At 59.8% G+C, this 15,230-nt stretch carries 15 protein-coding genes; 8 read left to right on the top strand and 7 right to left on the bottom strand.

Going from position 1 to position 15,230, the window contains the following annotated elements; all coding sequences use genetic code 11:
- Positions 1-3: 3 nt before the first annotated feature.
- From LKK40_RS03640 to LKK40_RS03615, 6 genes are all read left to right on the top strand, one after another.
- On the top strand, positions 4-1,005 hold the full coding sequence (locus LKK40_RS03640; protein ID WP_304309282.1) for a DUF881 domain-containing protein: 1,002 nt from the start codon (positions 4-6) through the stop codon (positions 1,003-1,005).
- On the top strand, positions 1,006-1,338 hold the full coding sequence (locus LKK40_RS03635; RefSeq protein ID WP_152581683.1) for a small basic family protein: 333 nt from the start codon (positions 1,006-1,008) through the stop codon (positions 1,336-1,338).
- 5 nt (positions 1,339-1,343) lie between these two features.
- Positions 1,344-2,249, top strand: a complete 906-nt coding sequence (locus LKK40_RS03630; RefSeq protein WP_304309279.1) for a DUF881 domain-containing protein — start codon at positions 1,344-1,346, stop codon at positions 2,247-2,249.
- A 5-nt stretch (positions 2,250-2,254) separates the two neighbouring features.
- Positions 2,255-2,692 carry an FHA domain-containing protein gene (locus LKK40_RS03625; protein ID WP_152581685.1) on the top strand — a complete coding sequence of 146 codons (438 nt, stop codon included), beginning with the start codon at positions 2,255-2,257 and terminating at the stop codon, positions 2,690-2,692.
- Positions 2,693-2,796: 104 nt separating this feature from the next.
- A complete protein-coding gene (locus LKK40_RS03620) occupies positions 2,797-3,432 on the top strand; it encodes a MerR family transcriptional regulator (protein ID WP_434735120.1) in 636 nt (211 codons plus the stop codon).
- A 23-nt stretch (positions 3,433-3,455) separates the two neighbouring features.
- Positions 3,456-3,827 (top strand): hypothetical protein, encoded by a 372-nt coding sequence (locus tag LKK40_RS03615; RefSeq protein ID WP_304309274.1) that lies wholly within the window; start codon positions 3,456-3,458, stop codon positions 3,825-3,827.
- A gap of 628 nt (positions 3,828-4,455) precedes the next feature.
- Here LKK40_RS03615 and LKK40_RS03610 read toward each other — a convergent pair.
- The 6 genes from LKK40_RS03610 to LKK40_RS03585 form a co-directional block, all read right to left on the bottom strand.
- Entirely contained in the window at positions 4,456-5,169 is a 714-nt protein-coding gene (locus LKK40_RS03610; RefSeq protein ID WP_304309272.1) for an HAD hydrolase-like protein, read from the bottom strand.
- 102 nt (positions 5,170-5,271) lie between these two features.
- On the bottom strand, positions 5,272-5,619 hold the full coding sequence (locus LKK40_RS03605; RefSeq protein WP_152581689.1) for an RNA polymerase-binding protein RbpA: 348 nt from the start codon (positions 5,617-5,619) through the stop codon (positions 5,272-5,274).
- Positions 5,620-5,776: 157 nt separating this feature from the next.
- Complete coding sequence (locus LKK40_RS03600) at positions 5,777-8,335, bottom strand: DEAD/DEAH box helicase (RefSeq protein WP_304309517.1); 2,559 nt, start codon at positions 8,333-8,335, stop codon at positions 5,777-5,779.
- 331 nt (positions 8,336-8,666) lie between these two features.
- Positions 8,667-8,981 carry a hypothetical protein gene (locus tag LKK40_RS03595; protein ID WP_304309269.1) on the bottom strand — a complete coding sequence of 105 codons (315 nt, stop codon included), beginning with the start codon at positions 8,979-8,981 and terminating at the stop codon, positions 8,667-8,669.
- Positions 8,982-9,005: 24 nt separating this feature from the next.
- Positions 9,006-10,979, bottom strand: a complete 1,974-nt coding sequence (locus LKK40_RS03590; RefSeq protein ID WP_304309268.1) for a helix-turn-helix transcriptional regulator — start codon at positions 10,977-10,979, stop codon at positions 9,006-9,008.
- 138 nt (positions 10,980-11,117) lie between these two features.
- Positions 11,118-12,545 carry a UTP--glucose-1-phosphate uridylyltransferase gene (locus tag LKK40_RS03585; RefSeq protein WP_304309267.1) on the bottom strand — a complete coding sequence of 476 codons (1,428 nt, stop codon included), beginning with the start codon at positions 12,543-12,545 and terminating at the stop codon, positions 11,118-11,120.
- A 195-nt stretch (positions 12,546-12,740) separates the two neighbouring features.
- On the opposite strand from LKK40_RS03585, the gene LKK40_RS03580 reads away from it, so the two are divergent.
- Positions 12,741-13,070 (top strand): PadR family transcriptional regulator, encoded by a 330-nt coding sequence (locus LKK40_RS03580; RefSeq protein WP_304309266.1) that lies wholly within the window; start codon positions 12,741-12,743, stop codon positions 13,068-13,070.
- Entirely contained in the window at positions 13,070-14,233 is a 1,164-nt protein-coding gene (locus LKK40_RS03575) for a permease prefix domain 1-containing protein (protein WP_304309263.1), read from the top strand. Before LKK40_RS03580 ends, LKK40_RS03575 begins: the two co-directional genes overlap by 1 nt.
- A gap of 10 nt (positions 14,234-14,243) precedes the next feature.
- On the opposite strand, the gene LKK40_RS03570 is transcribed toward LKK40_RS03575, so the two are convergent.
- A complete protein-coding gene (locus LKK40_RS03570; RefSeq protein ID WP_304309261.1) occupies positions 14,244-15,176 on the bottom strand; it encodes an NAD-dependent epimerase/dehydratase family protein in 933 nt (310 codons plus the stop codon).
- Between the last annotated feature and the right edge of the window lie 54 nt (positions 15,177-15,230).

Raw genomic sequence — 15,230 nt, 5'->3', positions numbered from 1 at the left:
CCTATGACTGTGCCACGTTCCCCTGCCGAACCGCCCGTGCATGTGCAGCCTCGCTCGTATCCCGTTTCTTCGCGAGCGGCCGTGCACAAACGTCGTGCTGTCTTCTCGCGGGCTGTGGCCGGGCTTGAGACCATTCCTGCGGCCGCGCAACGCCCGGAATCCGATCGGCGAGCCAGACGGCGCAAAATCGACGACGATTCCCTGCGTCTGATCGACGATCTGACGAACCGTCCGCTCGACCCGATGTTCTCGGATGCACAGCTTGCGCGACGCCCGCAGTCCCGCCTCGCGGTCTGGGTTTCTCATGCGATTGTGTTCCTCATCTGCGTAGGAGTGGGCTTCGGCGGGTCGCTGTTCGTGCGCCAGCTGCACACCGACCCGCGCAAGGAGATTCGCGATACGCTGATTGGCCAGCTCAATCAGCTCAATCGGCGTGTCGATACGCTTTCGGCTGACAACAAGACCCTGCGCGTTCAGGTCGATGCCCAATCCAAGAAGCTTGGTTCGGCTAACGACAACCCAACTCAGCGCGAGGATGATCTGGTCAACGGCCTGAGCGCCGTGCAGGGGGAGGGCATCACACTGACGTTGGCCGATCCGATTGCGGCCCAGTCCGATTCGACTTCCGGTGCCGGCCCGCGTGAAGGCCAGATTGGCCGTATCCGCGTGATCACCGACGCCGATCTGCAGCAGTTCGTCTCGCTGCTGTGGAACTCCGGCGCGGAAGCTGTCGCAATCAACGGGCATCGCATTGGCCCGCAGACCTCCATCAGGACGGCGGGCCAGTCGATTCTCATCGGCATCGACCAGATTGCCAGCCCGTACAAGATCGAGGCGATCGGCAACCGTGACGCTCTGGCGTATGCGCTGGGCGCCAAGGCGCAGCCCGCGCTGTATGATTCATTCAAGAAGGCGGGCATATACCCGCAGATCGGCAAATCGGACGCGATTATGGTACAAGCGGCCGATTCCGTTGATTTGACCTATGCAAAGAGGAGCGACTAGATGGCAGCAGTGCTCGGCTTGATTCTCGGTGTCGTCGTGGGCATTTTCGTGCGCCCTGACATTCCCATCGTGCTGCAGCCATATCTGCCGATTATGGTGGTTGCTGCGCTCGATGCCCTGCTGGGGGCGGCGCGCTCGTACTTCGAGCGCAGCTTCTCCGACAGGGTTTTCGTCATATCCTTCGTCTCCAACGTGCTCACCGCCACGCTGCTGGTGTTGCTGGGCAATCAGCTTGGCGTTGGCTCGCAGCTGCAGACTGCCGTCATTGTCGTGCTGGGCATCCGCATCTTCTCGAATGTGTCGGCTATCCGACGCTTCATCTTCCGGAGCTGACCGGCATGGCACATGGCACACACGAGGTTCATGACGAGAGCCATGACGGTAGGTCGCGCGATGAACAGCCGCGCGGTGAACTGTCGCATGGTGACAATCTCAACGCCGAACCGGATGATCTGCGCATTCAGCTTGCGCATGGCAAGCAGACCAACGACAACGACCAGACGCAGACCGGGTCCTTCCCTGTCGTCAGGCGCAAGCAGAAGAAGCCGCGCATCGAAAGCGGCGTGCGCGCCAGGCTGGCGACCAGTTTTCTGATTGCACTGCTGTGCGCGCTGCTCGGCTTCGGCTATGCCATTCAGCTCAACAATCCCGCCTCGTCCTATGAAACGCTGAGCGAGGAGGAACTCACCCGGCTGATCACCGAAACAAGCACGCAGGTGCAGAACCTCGAACAGCGCAAAAGCGATCTGACCAATCAGCTCAATTCGCTCAAGGCCGCCGCGAATAAGCAGCAGGAGGCCGAGCGCATCGCCAAGGAGAACGAGCAGACCAGTGGCATCCTCTCCGGGCGGCTTCCGGCTCAAGGCAAGGGCGTGATCATCTCCATCACGGAGGATCCGAAGAATCGCATCGACGCCTCGACGATGTTCCAGCTGCTTGAGGAGCTGCGCAACGCCGGCGTCGAGGTGATGGCGCTCAACGGCGTGCGTGTCGTGACCTCGACATACATCAGCGACACGAAAGACGGCTTGGAAAGCGACGGTCAGGAATTGCATGCCCCATACACGCTCAAGGCCATCGGGAACCCGCAGAACCTGCAGAATGCGGTGGATATCGCCGGAGGCGTGGGCTCTCGGCTCAAGGTAAAATTCGGCGCGGCTGTGCGCGTGACACCCTCCGATCAAGTGCGAATCACGGAGATTCACGAGTCTCGCCAGTACAAGTATGCGAAGACGGTAGAATAACGTTTATGACTGATCCGATTCCAAGCGCGGGCGAAACCACCATCATTGGCATGCCCGCCATCAACATACCTATCACCACTACGGGAGACCGCCCTCTTACGCAGGAGGACCTGGAAACGATAACCCGGCTCTCTCCTGGCACGGCGCTGCTCATCTCGACGCGCGGCGCCGTCTCCGGCTCCCGATACCTGCTTGACGAAGACGAGGTCAGCGTCGGCAGAGATCCAAAGACCGACATCCTGCTTGACGATTCGACCGTATCGCGCGCACACGCGGTGTTCCGTCGTTCGGGAGATACCTACGCCGTAATCGATTCTGGAAGCTTGAACGGCACCTACGTCAACCGCAGGCGCGTCGAGCGGCAGGAGCTCAAAAACGGCGACGAGATCATGATTGGCAAGTTCCGGCTCGTGTTCTTCACAAAATCCGTCGTTCTTTCGTGAATTCGGCCCGGCGCGGCGCGATACACTGGGAACAGAAATTGCAGGTGTGTGATTACACCGATGTGAATGCCGACGTGAACCAGGGGAGTGCTATGGCTGGACAGATGGACGCGAATGCGTTGAAACTGCATGTCAGGTTGGAGAATCGCATGGATCTTTCAGCGCAGGACGCCGTGCAGGGCGAGCTGTTCTCCCTTGGCGACAGCGAAGAGGTCAGCCGCGGATATCGTGGCACCGTGGCATCAAAGGTTGCAGGCATCACGTACCGCCAGCTCGATTACTGGGCACGCAAGCAGATTGTGGAGCCGTCGATCACGCCATCGCATGGCTCTGGCTCACGTCGGCTGTATTCCTTCAAGGACGTGGTCATTCTCGCGGTCTCCAAGCGTCTGCTTGACGCCGGCGTGAACCTGCAGAACGTGACGGCTGCCATCGGTTTCCTGTCCGGTCTGCACACCGAGGAACTGGCCCGCGTCACGATCATGTGCGACGGCGAGCAGGTCTATCAGTGCACCAGCGCCGATCAGATCATCGACTTGGTACGTAGCGGCAAGGCCCTGTTCAGCGTGTCGGTAGATTCGCTGTGGCACCAGACCGAAACCGCGCTTGACGACGAAGACTATGTTGATCTCACTGCCGCGCCCACAACGAGAGCCGCAGGCCGTCCGATTGACGAGCTCACGGCAATGCGCATGCGCAAGAAGCTTGAGGAACGCAAGGCGGCTCGGCAGGCGGCCTGAGCGAAGGCAGGGGAGTGTCGGCAATGTGGTTTGAAGCGATACCGGCGGCGCTTTGGGTGCTTTCCGCGTCGATTTGCATCAGCATCGGTGCGCTCAGCATTGCACGAAGTCACTACGGCCGCTCGGCCAAGCCAGTTCGTCCGGTAGGCTGGAATGTGACTAAATGCCATATTTTTTCACTGATTACAGGATTGCTGGCATATCTCGTATATTTGGTGATTGGCGCAGGCTATGCCGAGCACGTACAGAAACTGTACACGCAAATCGGCTTTATCTCCGCAGTCGTGCTCGCCGCTTTGATTATTGCCGACGTGCTGCTGTTGATTCTTCAGTCCCGCCGCGCCGAACGCAGCCACATCGACGAAGTGCTCTCAGGCGCGGCTCACACTTTCTGAGAGGCAACAAAAAAGTGTGAGCCAAACGAACACGGCGTATGGTAACTTTAGAAGTCATAAAGTGCAGAATTGCAACGATTCATACTTGAAAAAGCTAACATCGAATGTTTATTTGACTCACACTTTTTCTGTGCGGTCCAAAAAGTGTGAGCCCACTGGCGGAGCAAAGCGACCGCCGTCAGAAACTGACCAGCCTTCCCAACGATAATGTCACGTATGGCTGTGTCAGCAAGGGCTGTTCCTTGCGATATAACCAATCGACGTTATGTCAGCCTTAACGGAGAAACGGGGGCGTATGGTTATGTCAGCAAGGGGCAGTTCCTTGCGATATAACCATACGACGTTATACGGCAGCCTCAAACAATGGTAAAAGTGCGATTGGCTGTGTCAGCAAGGGCTGTTCTTTGCGATATAACCAATCGACGTTATGTCAGCCTTAATAGAGGAACGGCGTCGTATGGTTATGTCAGCAAAGGGCGTTTCCTTGCGATATAACCATACGACGTTATGTCAGATTAAAAATCTGACATAACGTACATTATCGGATGTATATAGTAGTTATATCCTATTGAGGAATAATGACATATGTGTCAAAAGAAATCAGTAGCAAGCAATTACTTTTGCAAATTCAGCCAAAGTATTCGCTCACGGCGTCGTGCAGCTGATCGACGTGGTCGATGACGCGGTAGGCACCGTGCTCTTCGAGCTCATTCGGCTCGGCGTAGCCCCAGCGGCAGCCGAGGCAGTCAAGACCACAGGCGATGGCGCCGTCCACATCGGTCCAGCGGTCGCCGACCATAAGCGCCCTGTCGCCGTTGGCGGGATCGAAGCCGATGTTGTCGAAGGCGTAGCGAATTACCTGGTCCTTCTTCAAGCGCGAGAAATCACGGCTTGCGCCGTAGATCTCATCGATCATGCGGTCGATGTGGAAATGCGTGCACACTGGCCTTGCCTGGTACTCGGGCTTCGCCGTGGCAAGCGCCAGCATGAAGCCGTCGCCGCGCAGCGACGCCAGCTGCTCGGGTATACCGTCGAACACGGTGCAGCACAGGTGTCCGGGGACTTTGTGCCCAGGGTCGTTCGGATCGTCGAAGGCCGGTATCTCGGAGTAATAGCTGCGGTATGCGTTGACGCCCTGCTGCAGCATATCGTCAGGCACATGGTTGCGTTGCAGGGATTCGATGATCGCCGGACCGATGAAGCGCTGCAGCTCGGCGTCGTCGGGCATCGGCAGATTCATGTCGGCATAGGCTTTTCTCACGCTGGCGATGATGCCGGGCGCTGAGGCGGTCAGCGTGCCGTCAAGATCGAGCAGAACAATATTCCTCGGCGCTGCAGTCATGCGCTACTCCCCTGTCTGTATCCTTATCGTTGCATAGTCGTTTTATAGCATAATGCCCGGCCGGCCATGGGACCGCAACCGGGCATCAGACCACGCTCAACTTTACTCGTAGTCGGGAATCCATCCTTCGTGGTGCATCTTGAGCCGCTTGGTGAGCAGCTCTTTGAGCTCGGTTTCGCTGCGTCGTTCGCACAGCATATCCCAATGCGTACGGGTCGGCTTCGTGATCTCATTGGCCTCGGCATCGTCGTCGCCTTCGCGACGCGCCGTGGCTCCGCAGCGGCACTCCCATTCGTTCGGTGCCTCTGCGCCCTGCGCGAACGGCAGAATCGTGCGGTGCCCGTTCGGGCAGATGTACGCCACATCGCTGCGTTCGGCGAAATCCACGTTATCGTCGGATTCCAGTGATTTCGCGCCGATGCTCATGCCGCGCAGACTACGTTCAGCCATTCCTTGACTCCTCCACATTCAGTACAATCATCCAAGCTACAGAACAGTTCGGACGAGTGTTTTATTCCATGCCATATTCATGGCGTATTCCGCATCGTTGTGCTGCATGATTGCTGCAAAGCACGATGAGACGATTCCAACGCCGATCTCAGTCAGATCAGCCGACGCCGGAATACGCTACGACGCCGCGGTTGATGCTGTGGTTCGCCTTCGTCGCGATGCGGGCGACCTGCTCGCCGCTGTCGCCGAGGTATGGCGCGGCGATGGCGACTTGCTGCAGCATATCGGCCAGGCGTTTCGCGGTGCGCACGAAGTCGCCGCCGGTCAGCTCGTTGTCGTGCAGGACCTCGACGAGATCTGCGCCCGAAGACCAGGCATCCATGATGTCCACAACGCCGAAATCGGGCTGCTGCATCGGCTCAAGCCCATAGTCACGGCACAGTGCGTCGATATGGCTGCTCTGCTTGCGCAAGGCATCGCAGGCCTGCGCCACAGCGCCATGCGCGCCGCCGGGGTAGTAACGTGGCTCCCCCATGCCGCCTCGTCGCGACTCGTACACCAGCGAGGAGAGTGCGGCGGCCATCCCCTGCGGCGTCAATGCGTCGAAGGCTCCATCGACGATGGTCTGCGCCAGCATGAGATCCTGCTCGCCGTACAGATGCCGCAGCAGCTGGCCCCGATCGGTGAGTAGCAGATCGTTGTCCGATCCGCTTCGACGTTCCAGATAGCCCAATGCCAGCAGGATGTCGCAGATGCGGTCGAACTGGCGTGCCACGGACCCGGTTCTGGCGTCATAGCGCTCCGTGACCCGGCGCAGCTCGCGCTCCTCACGCATCCAGCGATGACCCCAGGTCATATGCTGCGCCAAATCCGGGCAGCTGCGGCAGGGATGCTCCCTATCGAGCCGCCGCAGCTCGGCGATCTGCCCGTCAAGTTTGTGGAAGGCCTGCCTGCGTTCCACATCATCGGTGAACTCGTGGTGCTTGAGCTCTCGCCGACCTTCCTTTTCGAGGTCGGCGAGACGCATGCGAATATCCATAAGCGCACGGAAATCGCCGTGCTCGCAGGCGAAGGCCTGCTCGTATCCGGCTATCGCCTGCTGCAGCGTCGTCATGCGCGATTCAAGCTTCCACGCCGATTCGTTCGCCTCCCATTGCGCGAAGGAATGGTCGAGCGTGCCGCGTGTGGTGTCGTAGTCGCTGGTATTGAGCAGGTTGACCGCCATATTGAAGGTCGCCTTGAAGCTCGAATGCAGCGGGTAGACGCGCTTGCTCGACAGTGATGCCGCAGTGGCCGGCACGAAGCCGCGATGATCGACCACGATGGCGTGCCCGAGCGTATCGATGCCCCGCCTGCCGGCCCTGCCGGTCAGCTGGGTGAACTCCCCCGGTGTCAGGCTCACATGCTCCACGCCGTTGAACTTCTCAAGCTTCTCGACGACCACGCTGCGCGCCGGCATGTTGATGCCCAGCGCCAGGGTCTCGGTGGCGAAGACCATCTTGACCAGTCCCATTTCGAACAGGGTCTCCACGATCTGCCGAAACAGCGCGATCATGCCGGCATGATGCGGCGCGAATCCTTGCTCCAGCGCGAAGCGGAAACGCGGGAAGGACAGCGCCTTGAGATCGTCATACGACATCTCCCCCTCGGCCATCTCATCAACGATCTGCCGGATGCGCCGTGCCTCATCATCGTCGGTCAGCCGCAGCCCGGCTTCAAGGCACTGCTGCACGGCCTGATCGCAGCCGTTGCGTGAGAAGATGAAATAGATGCCGGGCAACAGGCCCATGTAGTGCAGTTCGTCGACGACCGCCCAACGTCGTGGCGTATGGCGTTGCGGCTTGTCGGCAGCTCCACGGGTATGGTGACGCGAGGCGTGCTTGAAGTCCTCACGCCCTTTGCCACGGCGCTGTGTGGCGTGATCGGGGCCGGCATGCCGCGCGGCGCGTCGGTCAAGCTGATCGAGCCGGTCGATGAGCCCTGCATTGATCTTGACGGTCTGCTCTCCTGCGGCATCGCGCCGATACAGGTCGATCACTTCCGGCTCCGTCTTCGGATCAGCCTGAATCATGACGTGCTGCTCCAGGGGCACCGGACGCCGCTCGGATACGATCAGCTGTGTGTCGCCGCGCACCGAGGCAATCCACGAGGAGAAGTCCTCGACGTTGGACACCGTGGCGCTCAGCGCGACGATGCGCACCGCCTCGGGAAGATGAATGATGACTTCCTCCCAGACCGGCCCACGCAGCCGGTCGGCGAGATAGTGCACCTCGTCCAGGACGACATAGCGCAGCGCATCAATCGTTGTGGAATGCTCGTAGAGCATATTGCGCAGCACTTCGGTGGTCATCACCACGATGTCGGCCTGCGCGTTGATCGACGTGTCGCCGGTGAGCAGACCGACCTTCTCAGAGCCGTACACTGCCACCAGATCATGGTACTTCTGGTTGCTCAGCGCCTTGATGGGCGTCGTATAGAAGGCTTTGACGTTGCGCTCCTGGGCCAGGAACATCGCGAAATCGGCCGCCACCGTCTTGCCTGCACCGGTGGGCGCGGCGACCAGCACGTTGCGGCCGTCCTCAAGGGCCTGATTCGCCTCGATCTGGAAATCGTCGAGCTCGAAAGGCACGGTGTGCGCGAATCGGGCAACGGCCGAGGCCTCCTGCACCTGGCGGCGACGGAATTTGGCGTAGCGTTGCGCGGGCGAGTCCTGCATGCCTGTGCTGCCCTGCGTGCGTCCTGTGCTCGCGCCCGTACGTCGTGCCGATGCCGACGATGTCACGGATGTTGCGGATGTCGCGGACGCCACAGATGCTTTGCTTGGCGCACGCCGTTTATGATGACGATGATGTGTCATAATCCTCGAAAGTACTGGTGTTGCAAACGTTTGCCGTCGTTGCGCACGACTGCGCAGCCGAGCACAACGACGCATTAGCGGGAAAGTGGTTAAGCCATATGACAATCAGCCGAGCCGAAACAATGCCCTGCATCGCAGCCGATGGGATTGCCATAGTTAGATTGCCATAGTTGTCATAGTTCAATGGACCTTACTCGTTGAATTGCCGCCACTGCGCCCACTGATCGGCGTGGCGGTCATGCGCACGCATACGGCGTCTGACGACATCCGCATGCGCCTCGGCGTAGCGCTCCTGCGCATGGCGCAAGGGCTGCGTGAACAGCGGCGGCTCATCCGGTTCGGGCCCTTCCCCCTCCCCTGCTGCCGAAAGCTTGTCTGAAACCGTCGACCCCATATCGGCAACGACATGAAACGCCCTCAGACCGTGCACGACCACGTAGGCTGCGCCGATAAGCAGCATGGCCAGCATGAACAGCGCCAGCAGCAACCAGATCCACCACGGCATGAGCGCCCCCTTTGTATTGAATGTTTACTTAGTGGACGCCTGAGCATCCGCCAGCATCGTGTCAGACGCCTGCGCATCTTCGGATTCGTCATCGCCATGTGCGACGGCAAGCTCCCGCTCGGCGCGCGCGATAATCATCGAACGCAGCGTCTCGGGCGCGACTGCCGTGATATGCCGGGCATGGGCGATACAGAAGGCTACGAACCAGGAATCGGAGGATACGGTCAGGTGCACCTTCTCGCCTTTGCCGCACGGCTCCACCGTGGCATCGGACAGCGTCGTGATGAATGGCAGCTGCTGCTGATCGGTGATGAACACCGCCGCAGTGCCGTTGTCGAAGCTCCACTTGCGCAGCTCGCTGATAGGCACATCGGGCACATCCACCGGCGCGGTCGGCGTGACGATCTCCGCGTGATCGATGCGCGAAAGCCTGAGCACCTGCCAGATGCGCGGTTCGCCGGTCACCTTGTTGATTGTCGTGTCCTTGGCGACTAGACGCAGCTTGTCCTGCGGGGTTGCTGCCTCGACATCGGTCCAGACGGCCACGTAGTACACGCCCTCGTCCACGTATATCTTCGCCGGGGCGACCAGTTTGCGGCGCGTGCGGCCGGCTCCGTCCGTGTATTCCATATCCAGCAGGGAATCGGTGGAAATCGCACGGTTGACGACGGTGAAGCTGCGCGGCTCCATTTCGTAGCCGGTCAGGCTCAGCCATGGGGTCTGACCCGGTTCGACATGCTGGCGAAGACGTAGATACAGGGACTGGGCTTGATCGTGCTGCGTATCGGGCAGCAGCGGCGAATGCGCGAGATAGCTCACGGACGCCGTCAGCATGCTCAGATACTGCTGCGAGATACCCGCCAAGCGTTCCAGTCCCAGCGAATTCGTCGCCGACACGATGCCTTCGGAGTCCAGCAGCGACCAGTCGATATCGAAGAACTGGCTGCCGGCCATCTCGCCATCGTCGGAAACCGTCGTCAAGGTGTTGATGTCCTTGCGGATGACCGCGATGAACTTCTTGAGCTCCTCGGGAGATTTGGGGGTGCCGATGAAACGCTCGGCGAGTTCGGCGAGCGAGAACTCCTCGCCCAGATGGGCCGAGAGGAACAGCATCAGCCGCAGCCGTCGATCGACCTCACTGCCGGTCTGGAAGGAGGAAGGGCTCTTCTTCTGTGCGTCCTTGCGAGTCTCGGGATCGTCGGCCTCATCGTCTCTGCGGCTGATCGTGCCGGGAACGACCGTTGCGCTTGCGCCGTTCTTCGTTTCGTCGGCGAGCTGGAATTGGGTTGCGGCGTGCAGGCGCCGGTTCAGCGCCTCCACTGCCTCTTTGGGGCTGACGACATAGGCACCCGGATGCTCGAGCACGAAGGTCGCCAGATCGTCGGAATCCGCATAGGCGACGTTGAGGTGTTCGCCGTCGACGTCGACCGTGGCGGCGAAGCGGCGCGAATCAATCACCTTGACCAGATTGTCGGGTATCGTCTGCGTACCGAGCCCAGGTGCTATCGAATCAAGTCCGAGGCCGGGTATCGGGGTCTGCGGCACGCGCGGCGCGGTGCGCGAGGCATGCTGCTCCTCCTGGTGCGAAGCGGACGAGGAGATCGACATCGAACGGGCCAGATAGTTCGCCGCGGCCAGCACCGGCAGATCCTCCTGCTCGAAGCGCAGGCGGGCGCGCGGTTCGTCGCCAAGCTGCAGCCGGTACGAGGCGAAGTCCTGCCCCTCGGATTTCGAGGAGTATTCGGGCTGGCGCGATTCGATGGCGATGCCCATGGCGGCCAGCTTGGCGCGGTCGCGCTGGAATTGCTTCGCGAACGCCGCCTTGGCGGCCTGATCGGCCAGCTCGCCGTATGAATCGGCATAGGCCTTGACGCGCTGCGCAATCTGGCGCGAAGTGAGCCATTGCGGGAACGCGGATGACAACACGGCTAACACATCCAATTCGTGCTTGCCCCATTTGTCGGAAAAACGTCGCCTTCCGTTGCTGCCCTCTGCCATTGGTCCTCGCGTATCGTTATCGTTGTCGTAATCGTGCGCGAATATATGCGCACTTACCTCTATGCTAGATGCTTTTGCGCGGGTTACTGCACCAATTTGGCAAAATCATTCGATTTCCTTGGTAGGCTGAATCGATTCCTACATCCAGTCGTCGGGCTCAATGCCCTGTGGCCCAACGTATTCGCCGTTCGGCACGTAGCTGGGCCGGTCGTTATCCGCAAGCGTCGCGTCCGAATACATGACCACGTTTTGACCGAAGGTCCAGTCGCCTGCGATCGTCACCGAGTTCGCAGCGGCCAGCGAAGGCACGGAATACGGGAAACGCTCGTTGAAGTCGTTGATGTTCTTGTAGTACCGATCATCGAGATCGACGTTGGGGAAGATGTAGTTGCCGTCTTCCATCTCATAGGAGTCGGTCAGATGGAAGCGGTCGGAGCGCATGATGAACAAGTCGTTGGTCGTTTTGACCGGCAGGAATCGCATGCGGTCGACCTGCACGCAGATGGCCCCATCGAACAGGCCGATGGCCGCGCCCATAGCGGTTTCCAGCTGCATGACCTTCGTGGAATCCGGATCGGTGGGATCCACGGTCTTCTCGTTGCGGATCACCGGCAGGGGCAGCACGCCGTTATATTCGGCCAGCTTCTCCCTGAGCGCGTCGACGCGCACCCAGATGCTGTTCGTATTGAAATACGGGTGCTTGGCGATATCCTGCGCATCCGCCTTGTCGTCAGGGTGCACTTGGCTCATCTCGCGCAGCATGAGCTGCCCGGTTTTCCTGTCGCGCACGATATGGCCGCCCTTGCGATCCGCAAACGTACGGGTTGCGACTTCGACCATGAACGGCGCGCCGGTGTTCTCGAAATGCTGCGCCAGCGTGCGGGACGGGCGCGCACCGAGATTGTCCGAATTTGAGATGAACAGATATTTGAAGCCGTGTTCCTGCAGCGTGTCGAGCAGTCCGGATTCCCAGATTGTCGAGAACAGGTCGCCATGCCCGGGCGGGCACCATTCCAGCGCGGGGTTCGCCGGGAAGCTTGCGGGCTGGCCAGTCGCGAGATCGATTTTCGGCTCCTGATGCTGGACGATTTCCATCGGGATATCGTCCTGAACGAATTTGGGGTTGCGTTCCAGAACCTTCATCGTGTCGGACGAAGTGCGGAAGGAGTTCATGAAAGTCAGCGGCAGCGGCACATTCAGGCGCGTGCGCGCGGTGAGCACCTGCCCGATGATGATGTCGATGAAGCGCATCTGCCGCGCCTTGTGGCGGCGTACCGGCAGCAGCGATTTGGCGCTGTCCAGCCCCATCGAGGTCCCCAGCCCGCCATTGAGCTTGAGGAACGCCGTTTTCTCGAAGGCCCCGACCGCCTTGTCGTGGTCGATCGTCTCGTAGACGTCGTGGAAGATGGGCACATTGTCAAGCGGCTCGACGTCGGACTCGCGAATCCAGCTGCTCCCCTCTTCTCCGCGCCACACGTCGTACAGCCTTTTGAACTGGGCGATAGCGGTTTCGCTCATGCCTTGGCTGCGCATCTTTGCGGCCGATTCGTCGAAGACATCCGTCATGGTTGTCGCCTTTCCATCCGTGGTTCATCTGTGGTTGCACGAATCAATCCAACCTAGTGTAGCGGTTTTGCGCGGTAGATGCATATTTCACGACATGCTTTGTTGTACATACTACGATGCACATAGTATAATGGACGTACTATGTGAATGGGCGCTATTTCCCATTCTTCGTACTTCGGCGAGAAAGGATACGGCATGATAAACGCAGATGCTCTTCGCGGCTACGTCGATGTCATGATTCTGTCGATACTGCGTCGTGAGCCCTCATACGCCTATGACATGGCGAAGGAGATCTCGCGCGAGGCCGAGGGGAGCTACTCGATCAAGCAGACCACGCTGTACTCGGCGCTCAAACGCCTCGAAGGCACGGGGCATGTCGAATCCTTCCCCGGGCAATCGCAATCCGGAAAGCCTAGAACCTACTACCGCCTCACCGATGCCGGCCGCGATCTGCTGACCGTCAAATGCGAGGAATGGGAGCAAACAAAAAACCTCGTCGACCGCTTCGTGAAAGGAATTGTCTGATGAACATCCTCGACAACTATTTGGACACCATGTTCTCGCGTTATCCGCTGACGCCCGAAACCCAGGAGGCGAAGTGCGAGCTGCGCGCCATGATGGAAGACTCCTACAACGGAGCGATTGCCGCCGGGCGCTCGCAGAATGAAGCCATAGGGCAGGCCATCGCCGAATTCGGCAACATCGAGGAAGTTGCGCCTACGCTGGGTCTGGCGAAGACCGAGCCTGCATTTGGCGGGCCTGCGCCTGCAGAGCATGCAATTCCACAGTCCCGTGGCGTGAACGGCGGCGAAGGTGCGAATGCGAATGCGGGTACGGGGCGCTCGGAGACGGGCGCTACGACTGCTGCCATGACGGGAGCCGCCTTTTCCCAGCCCATGCCGGAGAAGCGAGCCTTCAGCATAGCGCAGGCGCAGAACTATATGGATACGATGAGGCAGACCCGCTGGCTGCTGGGCATTGGCGTGGCGCTGATCGTGTTCGCCGCAGCTCCGTTCGTAGGACTGGCGGTCGCCTACGGCAGCGTAGGGGGCATGCGTGAAAACCTCAGCCTGCTGCTCGGCTTCGCGCTGCTGCTCCCGCTTGTCGGCGTGGGCGTCGGTCTGCTTGTCTATCGAAATCAGCGTCTCTCCCCCTTCAGACGCATCACCTCGGGCATGGACCGCTGCACGCCTGAAATCGAAACCTATGCGAACGCCATGCAGCAGCAAGAGTCGTCGAAGCGGACTATGGCCTTGGTCATAGCGGTGATTCTGTGGATTCTCTCCGCGCTGCCGATTCTGAGCGCTGGAATCTTCACGCAGGACTGGCCGCAAGATCAGGCCGATCCGCTGCTTGGCCTGGGAACCGCCGCTACACTGGTTCTGGTCAGTCTTGGTTTGCTAATCTTTTTGCCAGCCAACTGGGTGAACTTTGCGCAGACCCATCTCGTGCAGACTTCACCTGATGCGATCGCCATGAATGACTCCGAGCAGGATGCAACGCGCTACCCGGTATGGGTGAGAGCGATCTTCTCCGGGTTCTGGCTGGTCATCACTGCCGTCTATCTGGCGTGGAGCTTCATCACTGGGAATTGGGGCATCACCTGGATTGTCTGGCCGATTGCAGCGATCGCGTTTTCCGCGTTCGCTGCAATCGTAGGCACTATCTATCCCTCGCACCGGCCTTAGGCAAATCTGTCTACTGCTCTGCCTTGTGACTCAGCAGCTGCGTGATGCCCTCGCGGTAGGTGGTGATGGGGAAATCCGGGAACCGGGTCTGGAACTTGGAGGAGTCGAAGATGTTGTCCTGCCGGTAGCGCGGCAGCAGCTCTTCGATCTCCTTGACCGTCGGATTCATCCGTCCGCCGATGCCGAACGCCCACCTCGGCACAGTCGTGTAGCCGATGCTGCGGCCGGTGACTTCCGATGCTATCTCGATCATCTGCCGATAATTCAGCCGCGCGTGGTCGACCGGCAAGTGCCAGGTCTGCCCATAGGCATCGGGCGTGTTGCCGATAAGCGCCATCGCATGGCTGGCATCAGGCGTCCAGACCAGCGTCCGCTTGGCGTGGGCGCTGATTGGTACGAAGGGGCGCTTATGCTGCGCAATGCGCCCCAGTACCATGGAATTCGTCACGCTCTGGGTCTTGCCCGGGCCATAGAACTCCGGGGCGCGGCAGATCACGGCGTCGATTCGGTCTGCGTTCATCTCATCGAGCAGCATTGTCGCAAGCTGCGCTCGCACGCTCGCTTTGCGGCCGACCGGCTCGAAACGCATGTCTTCGGTTTGAATTTCTGCGGTGCGCGGATACATGTAGGTGTTGTCGAAGAAGACGAGCTTGGTGCCATGCTTTTCGCATGCTGCAATCGCATTCGCCATCATGGTTGGGAACTTCTCCTCCCACATGGCTGAATTCGCGGGCAAACCGACCGTGAGATATGCGATCTCACTGCCTTCTACAGCTTTGTCAGTGGCCTCGGCGTCCATGAGATCAGCGGATACGAGCTGATCGGTGTCGTGCACTTTGTGCGGGTGCCGACTAACCAAGCGGATGTCGTGCGTGTAATTGCGGTAGAGCTCGCGGGTGAGTTCGTCGGCGATCTGGCCGCCTGCGCCGAGAATGGTTTGCATAGGTGTATGTCCTTTTTGTGTGTTTTGGTTGGGTTTGAGGTTGGTTTGTGTACT

This window comes from Bifidobacterium tibiigranuli (genome assembly GCF_022655035.1).
Taxonomy (GTDB): Bacteria; Actinomycetota; Actinomycetes; order Actinomycetales; family Bifidobacteriaceae; genus Bifidobacterium; species Bifidobacterium tibiigranuli_A.
This window is presented reverse-complemented; position numbering and strand designations above follow the sequence as displayed.

Excerpts from the sequence above, each read along its gene's own strand:
- LKK40_RS03640 (WP_304309282.1), top strand. The coding sequence starts at position 4 with ATGACTGTGCCACGTTCCCCTGCCGAACCGCCCGTGCATGTGCAGCCT.
- LKK40_RS03635 (WP_152581683.1), top strand. The coding sequence starts at position 1,006 with ATGGCAGCAGTGCTCGGCTTGATTCTCGGTGTCGTCGTGGGCATTTTC.
- LKK40_RS03630 (WP_304309279.1), top strand. The coding sequence starts at position 1,344 with ATGGCACATGGCACACACGAGGTTCATGACGAGAGCCATGACGGTAGG.
- LKK40_RS03625 (WP_152581685.1), top strand. The coding sequence starts at position 2,255 with ATGACTGATCCGATTCCAAGCGCGGGCGAAACCACCATCATTGGCATG.
- LKK40_RS03620 (WP_434735120.1), top strand. The coding sequence starts at position 2,797 with ATGGACGCGAATGCGTTGAAACTGCATGTCAGGTTGGAGAATCGCATG.
- LKK40_RS03615 (WP_304309274.1), top strand. The coding sequence starts at position 3,456 with ATGTGGTTTGAAGCGATACCGGCGGCGCTTTGGGTGCTTTCCGCGTCG.
- LKK40_RS03610 (WP_304309272.1), bottom strand. The coding sequence starts at position 5,169 with ATGACTGCAGCGCCGAGGAATATTGTTCTGCTCGATCTTGACGGCACG.
- LKK40_RS03605 (WP_152581689.1), bottom strand. The coding sequence starts at position 5,619 with ATGGCTGAACGTAGTCTGCGCGGCATGAGCATCGGCGCGAAATCACTG.
- LKK40_RS03600 (WP_304309517.1), bottom strand. The coding sequence starts at position 8,335 with ATGCAGGACTCGCCCGCGCAACGCTACGCCAAATTCCGTCGCCGCCAG.
- LKK40_RS03595 (WP_304309269.1), bottom strand. The coding sequence starts at position 8,981 with ATGCCGTGGTGGATCTGGTTGCTGCTGGCGCTGTTCATGCTGGCCATG.
- LKK40_RS03590 (WP_304309268.1), bottom strand. The coding sequence starts at position 10,979 with ATGGCAGAGGGCAGCAACGGAAGGCGACGTTTTTCCGACAAATGGGGC.
- LKK40_RS03585 (WP_304309267.1), bottom strand. The coding sequence starts at position 12,545 with ATGACGGATGTCTTCGACGAATCGGCCGCAAAGATGCGCAGCCAAGGC.
- LKK40_RS03580 (WP_304309266.1), top strand. The coding sequence starts at position 12,741 with ATGATAAACGCAGATGCTCTTCGCGGCTACGTCGATGTCATGATTCTG.
- LKK40_RS03575 (WP_304309263.1), top strand. The coding sequence starts at position 13,070 with ATGAACATCCTCGACAACTATTTGGACACCATGTTCTCGCGTTATCCG.
- LKK40_RS03570 (WP_304309261.1), bottom strand. The coding sequence starts at position 15,176 with ATGCAAACCATTCTCGGCGCAGGCGGCCAGATCGCCGACGAACTCACC.